This is a genomic window from Sporocytophaga myxococcoides, from assembly GCF_000775915.1.
Classification (GTDB): Bacteria; Bacteroidota; Bacteroidia; order Cytophagales; family Cytophagaceae; genus Sporocytophaga; species Sporocytophaga myxococcoides_A.
In genome coordinates this window covers 1-19586 of record NZ_BBLT01000015.1, presented here as the reverse complement: position 1 = coordinate 19586, position 19586 = coordinate 1, and the positions used below count along the sequence as shown (strand labels likewise).

Here is a 19586-nt window from a genome sequence, read left to right as displayed (position 1 = left end):
TTTGCATTAATGTAAAAAATAATTATTCTCAAAATAGTAAGAATAATAATCTATATTTTGTGAATTATAATACTGGTTATTGTGCGTTAAATTCACTGTACAATTTTCTCGATTGGGGTACAAGAACCTAAACTTTTTTATTTATAGTTGTTGTCAGTTTTTTTTGTAAATTATATATGACAGGATTGTAATCAAGGAATTATTATTTTCTTTGAAATAAAAATATTGTTGTTTTAGTTAGTTTTTTATTTCATAGAATTTTCAAATTACTTAAAGTTGATTTGTAAAGCGTTCAGTTTTATTTAAGATTAACGATTGTAAGGGAAGAGATATGGAGAAATGGAGTATACAATTAGTTTTTATAATTGGATTATATTATCCAATTATAAAGAAATTACTTGGATGAAAAAGTCATGTGATACATATTAGGGATGCCCTAATGAGATTCTATGCCATTGCCATTACTCTCTATAAATAAACGATCCTTTTGCTATCTTTAGAAAATTCAGAGAATAAAATGAAAAAATATATGGCGAATATCTTCTTAATTCAGTTAAAAATACTTTTGGATGAGGATAATTGAGAGAGCCATAATAGCAGGCATCGCTTGTATAAAGAATATTTTTCTGCTTGCTGAAATCGCTCCATAAATTCCAGCTATACTTATACAAGTAAGAAAGAATGTAGCGATATTTGCCGACCAATCAATGTCAGTAATGAAAAGAGACCAGATGAGTCCTGCAGCCAGAAATCCGTTATATAATCCCTGATTCGCTGCAAGACCTTTTGTTGGCTTAAATAAATGTTCTGGTAAGGATTTAAAAGTTTTCTTTCCTATAGTTTCCCAAGCGAACATTTCAAAATACATAAAGTATAAGTGTTCAAGAGTTATCACTATAATTAATGTTTTTGATACAGCAGTCATATTTTACATCTGTTATTTTATAAATATTGTTGCAGTAAGTTAAGGTAAATTACAGATTAATACTAATAGAAATTTTAAAGCTTACTTCAACGTCCTTTACAGATCTATTATTATGTCTCCTCTTTATTACTATATCTATGGAAATAGAGGCATAACATAGAATACCAATAAAACGGGAATCATGTTATCCCAAGTTGAAGGATGACGAAGTATCATAGTCCTATTATTATTTGAACAACACTTGAGGTAATGACTCCAGTTATAGTGTCATAAAGATCATTAGAGCTGTCAATATTCCAATCTCTCTCGAAATGCAATCAAGTAAAAAAAATCATTGAAATAAGGTTTGTAACAATGGGGATATACTAGTTTATAAACTATGATTTGACTTTTTCTTTCATGAGATAAGTAATTGACTCATTTACTTATCTTTTATTAAGAACTTTTATGTTCTGTTGTTATATTCTATGGTGGTAGATTCCCATTTTTAAATCATGTATCTCTACGGTGTCTGATACACCAGTTTTTAAACACCTTTTGAATCTATTTATTTGTAGTCATATTTATCATGTAACTTAGTGTCAACACATCTTCTAGGGCTAAAGCTTTGTGGTGACCAAAATAACCATTAAAGAGTTTTCCTGCAAACTCGGTATATACTGGGTTTAAATAAAGTAAGATTGTGAGGAATAAATACAAATTACATAAATATAGATTCTATTTCATTTAGAAATGATTGTCGATAATACAGATTTTATTGGCTTGTAACTCAGTAGCTATTGGGCAATTGCAGAATTTATTATCGCATGAATTATTCCATTCTTGTCAATATAGGCTGTATCTATTCGATAATTACAGGAAGGAGAATTGGAAAAGGATAGGGTTAGGGTTAGAATCAATATAATAAATTGATTATTCATTTTTGTTCAAAAACTGTTTGTCTCTTTGGTGTGAACTTGTAGTTCAGTGGATCTTATTTACTCCAATAGTCCTTCTCTCACAGTGGATTCAGTAAATATGCTTATACTAACAATTAAAAGTTGTCTTTTCTACCTTAAATTTCTATTGTGAACTTGCTGTCCTGTCCATTGATCCTAATATTCTATATTATTGAGACATAAAATTTATAAGAGTAAGAATTTCTATAAAGTTAAGTGTAAACCTTTAGTCAGGGAAGACCAAGAAATAGAATATCTTACATTTCCACCATGGAAAGTAATAATGCCATAGCACAAATGTAGATGATTTTTAAAATGAGATCTTGCATAACAGTTTAGGTTCTTCCGAATTATCATTAAAATTCCTTTTCAGAAAGTATAACTACTACACATAACATCCCTCTTTGGTAACTCTGATTTAAAAAAAAAAATTAAAAAAAATAAAAAATGCGTTTAAGGGTTAATTGATAAAATACTGAATAGAAATTCAATCCGAAAGAATTACAATAAGAATTGAGAGGGCTTGCTTAAGTTCAATTTTAAAGCGAAAGGACAACATGTAATGGTTCTTCAATTTAAAGGAGATGTTCTTATGGTTTTTATACGATTGACTTTGCTTGTATTTTATTCATCTATTTTAAATTGTGTTATATCGAACTGTTGCATCTGTAATTTTTTCATTGGTTGAGTCAATTTGTTTTCGTATATCTAAAAGTTCTCTCGGTTAAGTTCAAATCGTTAATATAAGTTGCAACTTCTAATTTTGACCTTAATAAAATTACTATTGAATATATGAAAGTTTAAAACAATTCAGATGCTGTGCCTGGCTATATTACTTCAGGCAGGAATTAAGCACAAATATTGCAAATTAAAGGACTTGTTGTCATGGTTAAGTTTCTATGATATCCTTTTCCGGAGCTTCCATACTCTATGGAAATGATGATGATTGATTATTCTCTATATTCTTATACCTTGAGTAAAGTTAAAGATATTTAGGGCTCTAGTACTACTGCTACTGTAATTTTCTCCGTAGTTGCTTCAACAGCAGACTTCAGCGAACCTGCTTGCGGAAGTAACCCCAATGCAATCAATTTGCAAACATTCAGGTATTGAACGCAGGTGGAGTAATTTTTGAAGAAGCACAGGCAACAGTTTCATTTGAGTTTGGTATTGAATTAAAACCGGGATTCTTCATCGTAATAACCAACTTTGAAAATGAAAGCAAAGTTGTGAAATTAATCGAAGCTTAATTTCCCATCCGAATCTCTGGTAATTTAAAATAACAGGAGGTTTTGGGAAAACCGAAACTCCTGTTTTGTTTATTATAAATCATTTTTTGTGAGGAATTTTTGTTAAGTCAGACTGGGAGACAAATTAGTTTTGTGAAATTTAAAAGAAGTGCCATAGTAGTATTATTTAAATTAAATGTAAAATGTAGGAGTTTTTTGTTAAATACCAGTAAGTTATGATTTTTGGAAGATTAAATTAGATAAAATGATGTAATAAAATGTGATTGGTTGTATTTGAGTTTAATTTATTTACATTAGCTGTATATTTTTTTACAACATATTAACAATCAATACCTATGAAGAAAAAACATCTACTCATTTTTGTTCTTTTTATGCAGGCTGTTTTTTTTAGAAGTCATGCATCTAAAATTACTGTTACTAATGGCTCCGACAATGTAGTCGGAGGGTTCCGATTTGTAATAAGCAATGCAGTTGCGGGAGATACTATTGTGTTTTCCCAGTCCCTTGTTGGTGGGATTATTTCACTGACACCAGAAGTTATAGTTATAGACAAGGATCTTACCATTATTGGTCCTGGATCAGATAAGCTGATGCTCACTAATCACAGGACAAACGCATTAGTGTTTATAGTGGAAGATGGTGTAAATGTGTTTATGTCAGGAATACAGATAGAAGGGAGTGGTGATGATGAAGTGCCCATGCAAAATGGTTTGTCAGGGGCTATTTATAATAAGGGAAATCTAACGATTGAAGATGCTGTGTTTTATAGTAATTATATTGGAGCTATCTATAGTACCGGAGTTTTAAATTTAAACAGAGTTACCTTTTATGGTAATTATACTAAAGGAAATAACTACCCAGGAAGGTGTTCAGGAATAACAAGTAGTGGTGTCTCAACAATTAAGAACTGTTTGTTTGATTCAAATGGTAGTGATGGTGGCGGTGGGAATACAGGTTCAATACAAAATTCAGGAATCATGGTGGTGGAAAATACTTCTTTAATAAATGGATGGACCCAGGTTAGTACCTATAATATAGCGGCTGCTATAATGAATACAGGTACTCTTCAACTGATAAACAGTACAATTAGTAAGTGTTATACAAGCGGAAAAGGATACCCGGGAGCTGGCGGTATTTATAATGCTGGCAATTTGAGCTTAGAGTATTGTACAATTGCATACAATACAATAGATAATACCAATTACCCTGATGTGCCCTTTAATCATCCGGATTATTTTCGGTCTTTCAAGGGGAGTGGAATCTACAATGTAGGGAGTTTGTCTCTGCGTGGTTCACTTATAGCTCAAAATGGTCCAGTAGATCTTTATTACATTTACAGAGGAGAACTTCCTCCGATAGAAGAAGGAGTGGACGGTTTTACTACGAACCGAATTAATGATCTTGGATATAATTTTGTAGGTGTAAATAATGGATTGAATCTTTCAGCTTCTACGAATATACTTGGGACAAGTACTAACCATATAAATCCATTTTTAGGTCCTTTACAGGATAATGGAGGTTATTCATTAACACATGCACTTCCGGAAGGAAGTTATTGTATTGATGCAGGAGGAAGTTCTTCAACGGTTTTGTTTGATCAGCGAGGTGAGGTCAGAAACAAACCTGATATAGGGGCTTTTGAGTACAAGGGTGCTCCGTTAACTTTTGGTATTTATTATAACTATAATCCTTACCAATCTCCTACCAATATAGAGCTTTCGGGTCAGTTTGGGTATAAAAATGCATACCTGATGGTATCTCATGTTCCAGGATATAAAAAACTGAAACTGGGCTATGATAATATAGGATTGTATCATGCAAATAAGAATGTAGTCGCAGGGGGAAATACTACTTTAGAAATAGCATTAAAAAATTATCAAAGAGGAGTTGAGTGGGACAAAATTCAGATAAGACCCAATGGTAGTACTATAAATCCATTATCATTAAAGAATTATGTAGGCAATACAATGGATTATCCAATGACATTTGCTAAAACAATAAAAATACCGTTGTCGGATTTTGATCCAAGTATAGACTTCTCTCAGCTTATTCTATTGGAGTTCCCTTATAGTAACAATGCAGGCTATTTTAAATTAGGTATAGAAAAAATTTTGTTTACAGGAGGTATAACACCATTTTTATGGTTTGGAGATACCAAAGTGGATAATACTTTTGATGGAGGAGGAGTAGGGGGGCAATTAATAGCGTCTTTATTCCCTGCTATATCATCAGATATTATTTCGAAGGTTGAGTTTTTCGATGGCACTATAAAAATAGGAGAAACGACAACTCCTCCTTTTTTATATAACTGGAAAAATGTTGTAACCGGAATATATAACATCAATGCGACTGCCCATAAAGTTGATGGCACAAAGCTTAAGGCCACTCCAGTTACGCTGAGAGTTCATTCAAGTCTTCAACGTGAGTCAAATTTGGTGGAATTGAACGATTTAATAGATGAGTATGTCTATCCAAATCCCACAACAGACATCATTACTATCAGGTCGCTGAATTCCAATGCAAAAGTCGTTATTTGGGATATAAACGGAGTGATTCAATATCAGGAGGTATATAGTAATCTTCAGAACAATCAGGCCGACATTTCTTTTCTTCCTGCCGGACTTTATTTTTTGAAACTGGAGGATGAAGAAGGTCCTTCCGGAAGAGTATTCAAGCTGGTAAAGCAATAAGCTTATCGTATTCGATTACTGAGTTCCCAATCATCATTCAGTTGCTTGGGAGCTCATTTCATAGCTGTTGGCTCAGTACAATAGCTCAGCAGGTAGGACCATCTATTTTATCGTCAAATTTTTACAATCTTTTAAACCAATACTTATGAGAAAAAAACATCTATTCTTTCTTGTCCTTTTTATGCAGGCTTTGTTCTTCAGAAGTCATGCAGCAAAGATTACAGTAACCAATAGCTCTGACAATTTAGTCGGAGGTTTGCGATTTGCTATTGCTAATGCAGCAGCCGGAGATACTATTGGGTTTGCACCTTCTCTTGTTGGTGGGATTATTTCAATTTCTCCAACAGTTATTTTAATTAATAAGAATCTTACCATTATTGGTCCTGGATCAGATAAGCTGATGCTCACTAATCACAGGACAAACGCATTAGTGTTTATAGTGGAAGATGGTGTAAATGTGTTTATGTCAGGAATACAGATAGAAGGGAGTGGTGATGATGAAGTGCCCATGCAAAATGGTTTGTCAGGGGCTATTTATAATAAGGGAAATCTAACGATTGAAGATGCTGTGTTTTATAGTAATTATATTGGAGCTATCTATAGTACCGGAGTTTTAAATTTAAACAGAGTTACCTTTTATGGTAATTATACTAAAGGAAATAACTACCCAGGAAGGTGTTCAGGAATAACAAGTAGTGGTGTCTCAACAATTAAGAATTGTTTGTTTGATTCAAATGGTAGTGATGGTGGAGGTGGGAATACTGGTTCAATACAAAATTCAGGAACCATGGTGGTGGAAAATACTTCTGTAATAAAAGGATGGAGTCAGCTTAATACCTATAATATAGCAGCTGCTATAATGAATACAGGTACTCTTCAACTGATAAACAGTACAGTGAGTAAGTGCTATACAATGGGAAAAGGATACCCAGGAGCTGGCGGTATTTATAATGCTGGCAATTTGAGCTTAGAGTATTGTACAATTGCATACAATACAATGGATAATACCAATTACCCTGCTGTGCCCTTTCATCATCCGGATTATTTTCACCACTTCAAAGGAAGTGGTATTTATAATACAGGCACTCTATCTTTGCGTGGTTCAATAATTGCTCAGAATGGCGATGAAGATTTTTATTCTCCATATAGAGGTTCATTGCCAATAGAAGAAGGTGCAGATGGATATTCGACAACAGTGGTTAATGATCTTGGTTATAATTTGGTAGGCGTAAATAATGGCTTGAATCTTAAGGCAACCACCAATATTTTGGGAACTAATCTGAAACATATAGACCCTCGGTTGGGCCCGTTACAAAACAACAGTGATGGTAGATGGATGCATGCACTAACTGAAGGTAGTTTGTGTATTGATGCGGGAAGAAGTCCTGCAGCTGTATTGTTGGATCAGCGTGGAGTGACTAGAGATAAACCAGATATAGGCGCATATGAATATAAAGGTGGTTCTGTAACGTTTTTTACCGGCTATAGCTATTTTGAAGAGCAATCTACTGTTACTCTTGTGAATATTTTTTCACAAGATAGTCCACATTTATTGGTGTCACATGTCCCAGGATATAAAAAGCTTAAGTTAGGGTATGACGGATATGGCTTGTATCATGCTAATAAGAATGTAGTCTCAGGTGGAAATACTACTTTAGAAATAACATTAAAAAATTTTTACAGTGGAACGGATTGGGATAAAATTCAGATACGCCCGAATGGTAGTACAGTAAATCCATTATCATTAAAGAATTATGTTGACAATGGTATAGACATAGATCATTTGTTGGGAATACCTAGGACAATAAAAATACCGTTGTCGGATTTTGATCCAAGTATAGACTTTACCCAGCTTATCATATTAGAATTCCCTTATAGTAACAATGCCGGATATTTTAAGCTAGGTATAGAAAAGATAATTTTTACAGGTGGTATAACTCCATTTTTATGGTTTGGAGCTACCAAAGTAGATAATACTTTTGATGGAGGAGGAGTAGGAGGGCAATTAATAGCATCGAAATTTAATGCCACTTTATCAGACCTCATCTCTAAGGTTGAATTTTTTAATGGAACTGAAAAGATTGCGGAAACAACAATTTATCCGTTTTCACATATCCTGGAAAATGTTGAGAGTGGACTATACACCATCACTGCAGTAGCTCATATAACCGGTGGAATTGTGGTGTTGGGTACTCCGGTTTCATTTATAATTCCACCACGTATTCAGCGAGAATCGAGTTTGCTGGAATCAGATTTAAATGAGGAATCCGTCTATCCTAATCCGACGGTCGATATCATTACCATCAAGTCGCTACATTCTAATGCTAAGGTAACCATCCGTGATATAAATGGATCTATACAATACCAGGAGCCCTATAGCAATCTCCAGAATGGTCAGGCCGACATTTCTTATCTTCCTGCTGGTCTGTATTTTTTAAAACTGGAAGATGAAGAAAATTCTTCCGGTAAAGTATTCAAACTGATCAAGCAATAAACTGCTCATATTTCATATTGCTGAATTTCCCAATCATCGTAGGATGATTGGGAGTTCTTATTAAATAATTTTTAATTATTTATAATTTTTTAAACCATTATTGTTATGAGAAAGACACATCTGTTTTTATTTGTCCTTTTTATGCAGCGCTTTTATTCAGAAGTAATGCAGCTAAGATAACAGTTACCAGTAATGCTGATAATGTAGTCGGAAGTTTGCGGTATGCAATTGATAATCCAGGTTCCGGTGATACCATTTTATTCGCTTCGCCTCTTGTAGGTCCAAAAAAATCGATTTCTCCTAACATAATTGTTATTAATAAAAGGTATGTAAAAAGATGAGGAAAATAAATTGAGAAGTTTAAAAACGACAATCCCTATGTGTAGGAGAACAGTGAGGTTAATATCACAATAGTGTGTTATTTATAATTCGATCTGTCTTGGATAGTAATAATGGAACAGCAGACCTGCTCATCGTGTTTAGAGGAGGTGTAAGATAAAAGGGCGTTTTTAAGTGGTTGATTTATAGTGTTAACTGCAAGTTGAATTGTACGTAATGGCAAAATTTATTAACTTTATTTATTAAATTTTTAACCTTATATGAATCAGAGAATATTTTTAACCTTCTTTTTGCTTTTGTTTGCAAGTACATTATATGCACAAGTTGGTTTTACGAAAGTGTATCCCAATAACGAATTTGTGAGTTATTACAGCTCTAGCATTACAGTAGCATTCCAAACTGATGATGGCGGCTACATGCTTGTAGCAAATATGATTGAGAATTCTGAAGTTGATGGTATATTAATTAAAGTAGATGCAAAGGGTGATGTGCAATGGAATAAGAGGTTTGGTAAACCGGAGGTAATAGATCTTGTTGTATCAGGACTCCAAAATAGGGATGGCGAATACATTATTGCCACAACTTATGATCCTGAAAGTACCATTTATGACGAAGAAGTTAATTTCTGGCGGTTTGATGGAAAAGGAAATCTAATAGTTGAAGCAAACATAACTTATTCGGGCATCTGTTGTTGGGATGTAGCTTCTGGTAAAATAAAACAAACTTCTGATGGTAATTATATATTTCCTAAGATAAGTTTTGGTATATCTACAATATCCGCAGGGATTATAAAGGTGGATAAAAATGGAAGTTATATCTGGGGGAATAGTTTTAGTGGTAATGGTCGTGGTGTAGAAGATGTACTTGAGACTAAGAACGGTGATATATTAAATTGTGGGGGTATAGGGGATGGCTTTGTCAGGAAGCTGGATGAAAATGGAAGAGCGTTATTGCATAAAAGTTTTCGACATCCATTGTCAAAAGCAAACAGTGGTAATTCAATTCCGACCATTATTGAGCAATCCGACGGCTTTCTTTTTCCTGTAAACTTTGTTGATGAAAAAGGCAATAATACCTGGCTCGTAAAGACTGATTTTAAACTTGATACACTTTGGACTAAGACCATTTCTGGGACAGGGCGCGTCTTTGGTATGGAGCAAAATGAAGAGGGGCGTATCATTTTGATAAGTGCTGCAGATGGTCCCATCTCTAATGGCGATATTGTCTCAGTTGTGCTGGATGAAAATTATAATATTCAGGGTAAAAGATATATGGGGACATTCAAGGAAGATAGAATAACGGATATAAATAAGGCATCCGATGGTTCTTTTATTGTAGCAGGAGTTTCCTATTTTATTGGAGAGAAGCAGAGAGATCTTTTGTTGGTGAAACTTGATAATGATGCTTGTATTAAACCAATTGCCGGTTTTGATGTCTTAAGGGAAGAGGATCAGACAGGTGTAAAATTAACCTATTCTCAAGCTAACAAATTTATCCTGGTAAATGATGAAGATTATACCTGGTTTTATGACGCTGGTGATGGATATACCACAACAGAACAAAATGTCATACTCCATGAATATGAAAAGCAGGATAATTACATTGTATCACAAATCGTGGGTAATGGTTGTGCTACAGATACCATTCAGAAATCCGTAAATGCCGTTTGTATTGGTGAACCATACGAATTCAGTATTAAGGATACGCATCTTGATGTCGTTTTCGGTTATACTCCTGAATCCACATTTTGGAATTGGGATTTTGGAGATGGCAGTACTGCCAATGGGAAGGTTGTATCTCATCACTATGAAGTTCCGGGAGTTTACAATGTTTGTCTGTCTACAGATAATGCTTGTGGGCCTGCTAGGCTTTGCGATTCTGTGAAGGTGGACTGTTCCAAACCTGTTCTGAACCTGAAAAAGGAAATAATTGCATGTGCTGGACCTTTGTTCTCGCTTGATGTTACAAGTCCTGGTTTATCATATTTTTGGTCAACAGGGGAAACCACGTCGAAGATTAATATAACATCTCCAGGTATCTATTGGGTGGAGGCAAAGAATGTATGTGGTGCAGTAACAAGAGATACTGTAAGGGTAAGCTTTGTAAATCCTCCTGTTATTGAATTAGCATCTGTCCTTCAGGCTTGTTATGGGGAAGATTTTATCCTGAATTATCCGAGTTCTGATAATTTTACTTTTTCATGGTATATCAATGGAGCTTTTATATCCTCCGGTAATGGATTACATTATAGATTCCCAAATCCAGGTGATTACAACCTAAAAGTTGAAGTTTCAAACGGAGATTGTTCTTTGAGCAAGTCAGCGATAGTCAAAGTAAATAAAACTCAGGTGTGTAAACCATATTGTGTTCCCAATTATTCTACAGGTACATCTACAGGCAATTTTATAAAGACAGTAGTTTTCAATACTATTAACAACAGCAATAGTGGTTCTGCAGGTGGGCCATCTTATACTGATTATACAGATAAGTTTACAACAAACCTGATCAGAGGAAAGCAATATGGTATAACTGTTACCTGTGATTTAAAAAGTTCGCTTTATTATGGTGTATGGATAGATTATAATCAGGATGGAAAGTTTGATAAGGCAACGGAAAGAATAACTTCTGATAATGCTCATTCCAATACATCTACAACGTATTTTACATTACGAAGCGGGATCCCTTTGGGGCCTATGGTTATGAGGGTTAGATTAATGGATGCAATTTCATATTCAAATGTAGATCCTTGCAGTGATGCTAATGTTGGAGAAACAGAAGATTATCAGTTATTCATTGTTCCTGATTGTCCTGTTATAAATTTGACAGGAACTGTTGTTGACGAGTCCTGTGAAGGAGGAAACGGAGCTATTGATGTTAAAGTATCTGGAGGAACGGCTCCTTATACTTATCTGTGGAATAATGGTGCTAAGGTGCAGAATTTGAAAGGTGTTGGTTCAGCTACTTATTCGGTTACAGCTACTGATTCCAAAGGTTGCACTTCAACAAATAACTGGAACGTTAAAAAGGGGAGGAATATGATGTCAGTCTCTGTAGATACTAATCCTGCAACTGAAAATCTCTGTGATGGAAGTGCAATAGTAAATGTAGTAAATACAATAGAAGGTCGGACTGTCTATACCTGGGATAAAGGGCTTCCTTCTACAAGCTCACAGTATGGATTATGTCCCGGAAGGTATAAAGTAAATGTCTGGCACTCTATGGTATGTTCTATAGAGAAAGATGTAATGATTGGAATAAGCACGGTTACATCAATAGGAAAGAACGAAGAGGTAAAGGATATGCTTGAGATTTATCCTAATCCTTTTTCTGATGATGTACTTAACTTTGAAGTAATGTCTGATGAAGGAGAAGCAAAACTATCTCTCAGAACTTTATCCGGTATGCCAGTTGTAGAAGATGAAAATATGTCACTAAAATCGGGGTTAAATAAAATGACTTTTTCAACAGGATCAATCAAACCGGGTGTTTATATTCTATCAATCACAACTTCAAAGGGAAGTACTCATAAAAGGGTAATTAAGAAGTAATATAGATAGATTCGATATACCGAGAATCAAATGAAAGTGGCTAGTCTCTTCAGATAAGCCACTTTTTTATTTTTACTCTTCTTTGATAAGAGGACTATTGATGTATTATTGAAGAATCAAACTTTACTGAATGGACTTAGATACACTATCTGTCCATGATAATTGTTTGCTGAAAAAGATTCTCTTTACCTTCAGAGAGAAGTTTCATTAAGTATAAAGAAGGTCTGCTGATAGGCCAATCTATGAACTGGAGAGCCTATTATTTTCTAAATCCTAAAAAGCCAAAGTTTAAACCAATATGAAATGAAAGTCGATTGCGTTCATCACTATAATTTTGAGGTATAAAGGTGTAAGAACTGCCACCATAGTGATCTGTTATTTGGTAATTCCAGTGATTATATGTAAAGCCTGGTCCTAGATAAAAATCCAAATAAGTATTGGTCATTAGACGCCGGAATCCTAAAAGGAGTCTCAGACCATAGACATCTAAATCCATATTTTCAAGATTCTGATTTGAATCATACTGAGATCCATTCTCATATCCGATCCACATTTCTTTAAACCATCTTTTTTTGTAAAATACTCCCGGAGCTATATAATACAGATAATTGTTTTTGGTAAAATTTATTTTGTAATCAAAACTGAATGCAAGTTCATTGGCAGCTATGTATTCATAGCTATGTCCCATGATCGGGAAATCCAATGATTGTTTAACTCTAGCCGCAAAACTGAGACTATTTGAATTTCTTAAATAATAATCAAAAGTTGGACTAATAGCGAGTAAGCTTAAAGGAATTAAATTTATTCCGACTCCATACTTAATGCTTCTTTTATTGGTATCAGGTGCATTGTTACTTAAATAATCTCCCAGGTGACAAGCAGGAGAAGCTTCACTTATCATGGTGCTTAATAGTATCAAAATAATGGCAGTCTTAAAAGTATTTTTCATCTCAAAAATTAATGATTTTAATAAACAAGTTTGCACTTTTATTTGATAAATAAAAGATATCAAACTTAAATGCCATTTCAAAGAGGACGAATTAATTCGTATAAATAAATTATTTTGGGAACTATTTTAAAAATAGGAGTCTACTATTAAAAGCTTGTAATAAATATATTTTAAAAAAGGATTAGCATTCTTTACGCATTTTTTGAAAAAGTATTTCCTGGCTTGGGAAAAAATCAGTACTAAGGTCATTTGGTTTATTTAAATTTTTAAGCAAAAGTCTATGAGAAAAATATTACTGGTTATTTTAGTTTTATTCAATTTTTCATTAGTTAAAGCTGAGGATAAGCTTGTTGCTTATTATCCATTTACGGGAAATGTCAATGATGCCTCAGGGAATGGTAACAATGGAACATCTTATGGGGCAACTTTAACTACCGACAGATGTGGTAGAAAAAACGGCGCCTATCATTTTAATGGTTCATCCTATATTTCACTTCCTACTAAAGATTTTATTAACTCAAATTATACCTATGCCATGTGGGTGTCTTTTGATAATCTTAATTCTGTAGCATCACTTCTTAACATTGGAGCAAAAGGTGGAGATCAGGCAATTCAAGTAGTTCCTAATGGGGCAGGATGGGCAGGAGGGGGCTATAATACAAATGGTACCCTTACCGGGGCGATACCGGGAAAATATCCGTCAGCAAACAGATGGTATCATGTGATTTTGACAAGAAATGATTCTACCGCAAGGTTATACATTGATGGACAGCTGGAAGCGACAGGTTCTACTAATAACTCATCTCCGAGTTATGCTTCAGCGCCATATTATGCAATGTTAGGAGTCCGAGGCTTTGAGAATATACAATTCTTAACCGGCAAATTAGATGAGGTAAGAATCTACAATTACGCTCTAAGTACGGATGAAATAGCTGACCTGTATAATTCCTATGAATGTAATAAGCTGGTTGCCTATTATCCATTTACAGGAAATGCCAGCGACGCCTCAGGGAATGGCAACGATGGAACATCCTATGGAGCTACTTTAACCACCGACAGATGTGGTAAAGCAAACAGCGCCTATCATTTTAATGGTTCATCCTATATTTCTCTTCCTACTAAGGATTTTATTAATCCAAATTATACCTATGCCATGTGGGTATCTTTTGATAATCTAAATTCTGTAACATCACTTTTAAACATTGGAGCAAAAGGTGGAGATCAGGCAATTCAAGTAGTTCCTAACGGTGCAGGATGGGCAGGAGGTGGCTATAATATAAATGGTACCCTCACCGGGGCGATACCGGGAAAATATCCGTCAGCAAACAGATGGTATCATGTGATATTGACAAGAGATGATTCCAGTGCAAAGTTATACATAGATGGACAACTGGAAGCGATAGGTTCTACTAATAACTCATCTCCGAGTTATGCGTCAGCGCCATACTATGCAATGCTAGGAGTCAGAGGCTTTGAGAATATACAATTTTTAACCGGAAAATTAGATGAGGTAAGAATCTACAATTACGCTCTAAGTATGGCTGAAATAGCTGAGCTTTATAATTCCTATGAATGTAATAGTAATAAGCTAGTTGCCTATTATCCATTTACAGGAAATGTTAATGACGCCTCAGGGAATGGTAATGATGGAACATCTCATGGAGCTACATTTGCCACAGACAGATGTGGTAATGAAAATAGTGCTTTTCATTTTGGCGGTTCATCCAATATTTCACTTCCTACTAAAGGATTGATTAATTCAAATTATACCTATGCCATGTGGGTGTCTTTTGATAATCTTAATACTGTATTATCATTGCTCACTGGGGCAATAACAGGAAAATATCCGTCAGCAAACAAATGGTATCATGTGGTATTGACAGGAGATGATTCAGGTGCAAAGTTTTACATAGATGGCAAACTGGAGGCGGAAGGTTCTTTTAATAATTTATCGTCCGGTTATGCTTCAATACTATACTATGCAGTGATTGGAGCTACAGACTTTGAATATATGCAATTTTTAAGCGGAAAGTTAGATGAGTTGAGGATTTACAATTATTCGCTTAGTGCAGCAGAAGTGAAGGATTTATATAATTCTTATTCATGTAATGGTAATGTAATTACGTCCATTAATGGTCAAAGTTTAGAAGAGAATTTGTTTGAAGTTTATCCTAATCCTGCAGATAGTAAGTTTTTTGTGAAGTATGATAAAAATAGTTTAACTGCATCGAAGATTACAGTTACTAATGCAATTGGAAAGACTGTATGTACAATTGAAGATGCTGAGACAATGCAGAATTTGGAAATTCAATTAAGTGAACAACCTTCCGGAATCTATTTTGTCTCTATTAAAACGGTTGAAGGAGCTACTATTACCAAACGTTTGCTATTGAAATAGTGTTTTCATAGATCTAAACTAGTTTTGAATATCAAACAGCGTAGAATACCGTTTCTACGCTGTTTTTTTAAAGACCAATCCAATATATTTTTAAAACGGGTGTCTACACCTGCCATACTGATTTTTACAAAATCACAACATTGTTGATTTATTTTTTGGGTCTATAAATTTCTTTAATACAATGGTTTATATGAAAGGTATGTTAGGGAAAGGGATGCAGGGTTTTAAATAGATACATTATTCAGTAAATTTGATGCTTTATAAAAGTAAAACAATCATGAACAAAGCGTTATCAGGTCTTTTAGGTATTTTTATCTTTTTTAGTTGCTCCAAGCCAGTTCCTCTAGAGCAGATTTCATTTAAGAATGGTGAATGTTATCTCGGAGAAACAAAATTTACAGGTACTGCCAGTGGCCGCACCAGTTCAATTAAAAATATTTTTATGTTGTTCCCGATGTCTGTTTTTTCCGATTCAATTATGCTTGAGTTCGATGATGGTACTTTGACTGATTTGACAGGTTATATCAACGGTGGGAAAATTCTTGAAATAGTAAGTGAAAAAGATAACGAAGATGTTTTCACGGAAGTAAGAAATTATAACCCAATGAAATATTTTCCTGACAGGAAAACTTATGAAGCGACACTTAAAAATGGACGTTTACATGGCAAACAGATTTATTATTATCCTAAAAATGGATTTACTTTTTTTGATAAAGTAAAATCTGAACAGGAATTTGTCGAAGGTGTTGAGGACGGAAGCTATACTGTGTGGTATGAAAATGGTGATAAAAAAGCAGAGGGACAGTATACTAAAGGTTATATGCATGGAACATTTTATACTTATTTCGATCAGGATGAAGTCGTACAAAAGAAAAGCATTTACAATAAGAATAGGCTAATTGAGCAGTATGTATATAGCTTTAATAATGTCCTTCTTTCTGATTATAAAGATGGTAAAGAAACTATATATCCTGTGAATGGTGAAGTTGTTACAATCAGAAATGGTAGAAAGATTATCTCCATGTATAAGAACGGAGTTAAAGATGGTGTTGAAAAAGAAATGTACAGCAACGGGGAGTTATGTGCAGAAACCTATTATAAGGCAAATGAAAAACACGGAAGTCATAAGGTGTATTATGAATCCGGAGAACTCAATACGGAGGAAACTTATGCTAATGGTAAATTAAACGGCCTTTCAACAAAGTGGAACAAGGGAGGTCAGAAAAGCAGAGAATATAATTATGTGGATGATCGGTATGATGGAGTTATAAAGGAGTGGTATGCGGATGGTAAGATGTGGAAAGAGATAGCTTATACAAATGGAATCAAAAACGGAAGTGAAAAGTCGTGGTATAAAAACGGTCAGCCTGCTAAAGAAAATGTTTATGCAATGGGTAAAATTACCAAGTGTATGGAATGGTATGATGATGGGAAAAAGTGGAAAGAGAGCATTGAGGAAACATTGGAAAATGGAGATGTTGTCCTTCATTATGAGTCCTGGTATACCAATGGTAATAAAGCAGAAAAGTATCAAAGATACAACGGTCAGAAGCATGGCTATTATGAGAAATGGTATTCTAACGGACAAAAAAGTACTGAAATCCCCTATGAACATGGGCGCAGAGTGGGACCGGAACTGAACTGGAGTAAAAGCGGAGAACAGTTGTAAACTGGGATCCATGAATGACGGGATAGACAGGATTTCTTCGAATACATAATAAGTTTTGTTTGATATGTGTAGGGTTCTTATATTCGACCATTTAGGAGGAATATATAGGAATAAGAAATGATATTTATCTTCGAATACAAAATAAGTTTTGTTTGATATGTGCAAGGTTTTTATACTCGACCATTTTTTTGGGTATATAGGGATTAGAGATGACTATTATCAGAGATAATCCTGTCTGTCCTTTAATCCCATGAATCCCAGTTCAAACAAACAATCACTCAAATCCCTGCTTAATGGCGCTTTTTCGGGCCATAATTCGTTTTGGTTTCTTTAGGCTTTTGTGGAGTGGATTCTTTTGAAGGCACCAGCTCACCGTTTTGTTTTTCTTTAATTGTTTTAGGTTTTGTTCTAGGAGTTGAATAGGAAGGACGAGGACTAGAATACGACGGGCTTGCATAAAAACTAGCTCGTGGCATTCTGAATAAAAGACCCAGATGTGCACTAATCAAAGATGGTACTGCCTCCCTTTTGATATGATCATAAAAAGGTGCAGAATATGAAAAATGGTCAAGATCGGTGAAAGGTGTTTTTTGCGTTCCCTGGTAGTAAGTCACTTTTGCATCGACTATAAACCATTCGGTAACCTGTAACAGGTATCCCGCTGATATGCCGAAAACAGCCATCGATTCCCGATAATCACCTCTGGGTCTATTGATAAGAGGAATATGCATGTTGTTAGATATCCTTTCATGAGATGAAAAGGTTCCCAGTCCGAAGCTTAGTTCGAGGTAAGGCTTGAGTATTCTGTTTTTTTCAAAGGTAAATCTGCCAAGAAGCGAGAGGTAGGAAAAGTTATTATAGAAGCGCTGTGAACTTTTCAGGCTATCGCCAGCCATACTTTTAAAATATCGGTTACCCTGTTCTGATACTTCGACAGCAGCTCCGATTCTCAGAGAATAAGGGAGCTGTTTAAATACAGGAAGTTTTTTTGAAAGATAAATAAAGGAAAGGCCTGGGCCTGCTTTATAATTTTCCCTATAAAATCCGAAGATAGGAACCAGGTAGTTTCCATATCCACCCAGAAAAGCTCGGTTGGTGGTGTTTTTCTGAGCAAAAGACAGAGCAGGAAGAAAAAATGAAATATGGAAAAGTACAATGATTAGATTTTTTTTCATAGTTAGCAGTTGAGTGGTTCTATTAAAATTTCATATACTAAAGACGATACAAAAAATATGTTTTGTTGTTTATCAATAAAAATGCCAGATTTTTTTTGTTTATCAGTACTTTGGGTAAATTTTTAGAGGGTATTATCTCTTTTTCTTGTCTGGTCTATAGTAAAAATCAGATATCTCTTTAATAGCTCGGACCTTCTTCATCGGACCTTTGAAATATTAAATCGTACTTCGGCGGTGCGATTTGGACAAAATAAGGTGGGATAATTTTAAGCAAACTTATAAGAGCAATTACTTTAGGTAAGGTAATTGTTTGGGCCTTAGATAACTTAGCTAGAAAAATATCGTAAGTTGTAACACTTTGTTTTTATATTTGGTGACTGGGATATTTTTGGAGATTTTGATTTAGTTTTTTTGAATGGGGAAATGCAAACTGACAAGCGGATATTGTTAATACTGGACCTTGATGAAACGGTGATCCATGCCTCAAAGACGCAACTAGACAGACAAGCGGATTTTATAGTATATAATTATCACATATATAAACGACCATCCTGGATCAGTTTATCCGGTTCTGCTCTGGCAATTTCAAGTTGGCCATCTGGTCATCTGCTTCTGATGACTATGTAGAAGAGGTAGTGAAATGTATTATTCCTGATGATATAAAACTTGAATTTGTTTGGGGGAGAAGAAAGTGTACGTATTGCTTAAATGTTTTAGGCATTGAAACGGATGGTTATGTTGATTATGCCAATCATTATAATTATATCAAACCCTATAGTCCTCGTTTTCCAACGAGGATTTCCGAGAATAGCGATTGTATCGCTATTTGTTATTACTTTTGTAATTCACCAACTATTTTTTACAGCTATGGCAGGAGACAGATATTTTATTTCTGATCAGTATGTTCCATATTATATTACTTGTACAGTAATAAAATGGATAGATTTATTTACCAGAAGAGATTACCGGGATGTTATTGTTGATTCGCTAAATCATTGTTGCAAAGAAAAGAGCATTACAATTTACGCATGGGTGATTATGAGCAATCACATGCATCTTGTTGCTCAAGCATCGATTTTTTGAGATTGGCGATACAATCGCCAATCTCGGAAATCCTCGTTCGGAAACGAGGACTATTGGGATAGCGATTGTATCGCTATTTGTTATTACATTTGCGCTTCATCAACTATTTTTTACAGCTATGGCAGGAG

General features: G+C 34.6%; 11 protein-coding genes and 1 pseudogene. 8 read left to right on the top strand and 4 right to left on the bottom strand.

From position 1 onward, the window contains the following. Window positions 1-553: 553 nt before the first annotated feature. Window positions 554-925: a DUF1304 domain-containing protein gene (locus MYP_RS23600; protein ID WP_045469503.1), complete on the bottom strand. Its 372-nt coding sequence runs from the start codon at window positions 923-925 to the stop codon at window positions 554-556. Between the two features lie 2047 nt (window positions 926-2972). Between MYP_RS23600 and MYP_RS26280 the strand changes: the two genes are divergently transcribed. The 3 genes from MYP_RS26280 to MYP_RS23590 all read left to right on the top strand — a co-directional run bounded on the left by MYP_RS26280 (window position 2973) and on the right by MYP_RS23590 (window position 8297). Then, window positions 2973-3113 (top strand): hypothetical protein, encoded by a 141-nt coding sequence (locus MYP_RS26280; protein ID WP_156140811.1) that lies wholly within the window; start codon window positions 2973-2975, stop codon window positions 3111-3113. A 335-nt stretch (window positions 3114-3448) separates the two neighbouring features. Beyond that, window positions 3449-5803, top strand: coding sequence for a T9SS type A sorting domain-containing protein (locus tag MYP_RS23595; RefSeq protein ID WP_045469500.1), 2355 nt, complete (start codon window positions 3449-3451; stop codon window positions 5801-5803). 145 nt (window positions 5804-5948) lie between these two features. After that, window positions 5949-8297 carry a choice-of-anchor Q domain-containing protein gene (locus MYP_RS23590; RefSeq protein ID WP_045469497.1) on the top strand — a complete coding sequence of 783 codons (2349 nt, stop codon included), beginning with the start codon at window positions 5949-5951 and terminating at the stop codon, window positions 8295-8297. 139 nt (window positions 8298-8436) lie between these two features. Here the strand turns inward: MYP_RS23590 and MYP_RS26275 are convergent, their stop codons facing one another. Continuing rightward, on the bottom strand, window positions 8437-8604 hold the full coding sequence (locus MYP_RS26275; RefSeq protein ID WP_156140810.1) for a hypothetical protein: 168 nt from the start codon (window positions 8602-8604) through the stop codon (window positions 8437-8439). Between the two features lie 292 nt (window positions 8605-8896). Between MYP_RS26275 and MYP_RS23585 the strand changes: the two genes are divergently transcribed. Beyond that, on the top strand, window positions 8897-12184 hold the full coding sequence (locus MYP_RS23585) for a PKD domain-containing protein (protein WP_045469494.1): 3288 nt from the start codon (window positions 8897-8899) through the stop codon (window positions 12182-12184). A gap of 259 nt (window positions 12185-12443) precedes the next feature. On the opposite strand, the gene MYP_RS23580 is transcribed toward MYP_RS23585, so the two are convergent. Continuing rightward, window positions 12444-13133 carry a hypothetical protein gene (locus tag MYP_RS23580; RefSeq protein ID WP_156140809.1) on the bottom strand — a complete coding sequence of 230 codons (690 nt, stop codon included), beginning with the start codon at window positions 13131-13133 and terminating at the stop codon, window positions 12444-12446. Window positions 13134-13413: 280 nt separating this feature from the next. Between MYP_RS23580 and MYP_RS23575 the strand changes: the two genes are divergently transcribed. Continuing rightward, on the top strand, window positions 13414-15531 hold the full coding sequence (locus MYP_RS23575) for a LamG-like jellyroll fold domain-containing protein (protein ID WP_045469488.1): 2118 nt from the start codon (window positions 13414-13416) through the stop codon (window positions 15529-15531). 277 nt (window positions 15532-15808) lie between these two features. After that, a complete protein-coding gene (locus tag MYP_RS23570) occupies window positions 15809-17200 on the top strand; it encodes a toxin-antitoxin system YwqK family antitoxin (protein WP_197060178.1) in 1392 nt (463 codons plus the stop codon). 290 nt (window positions 17201-17490) lie between these two features. On the opposite strand, the gene MYP_RS23565 is transcribed toward MYP_RS23570, so the two are convergent. Continuing rightward, entirely contained in the window at window positions 17491-18375 is an 885-nt protein-coding gene (locus MYP_RS23565; protein WP_045469481.1) for a hypothetical protein, read from the bottom strand. Between the two features lie 423 nt (window positions 18376-18798). Between MYP_RS23565 and MYP_RS26970 the strand changes: the two are divergent. Further along, window positions 18799-19271 (top strand): annotated as a pseudogene (locus MYP_RS26970) (NIF family HAD-type phosphatase). Next, the gene (locus tag MYP_RS26480) at window positions 19243-19458 is read left to right on the top strand and encodes a transposase (RefSeq protein ID WP_197060176.1); all 216 of its coding nucleotides are present in this window, start codon (window positions 19243-19245) and stop codon (window positions 19456-19458) included. The pseudogene MYP_RS26970 and the gene MYP_RS26480 overlap by 29 nt, the downstream one beginning before the upstream one ends. Window positions 19459-19586: the final 128 nt, after the last annotated feature.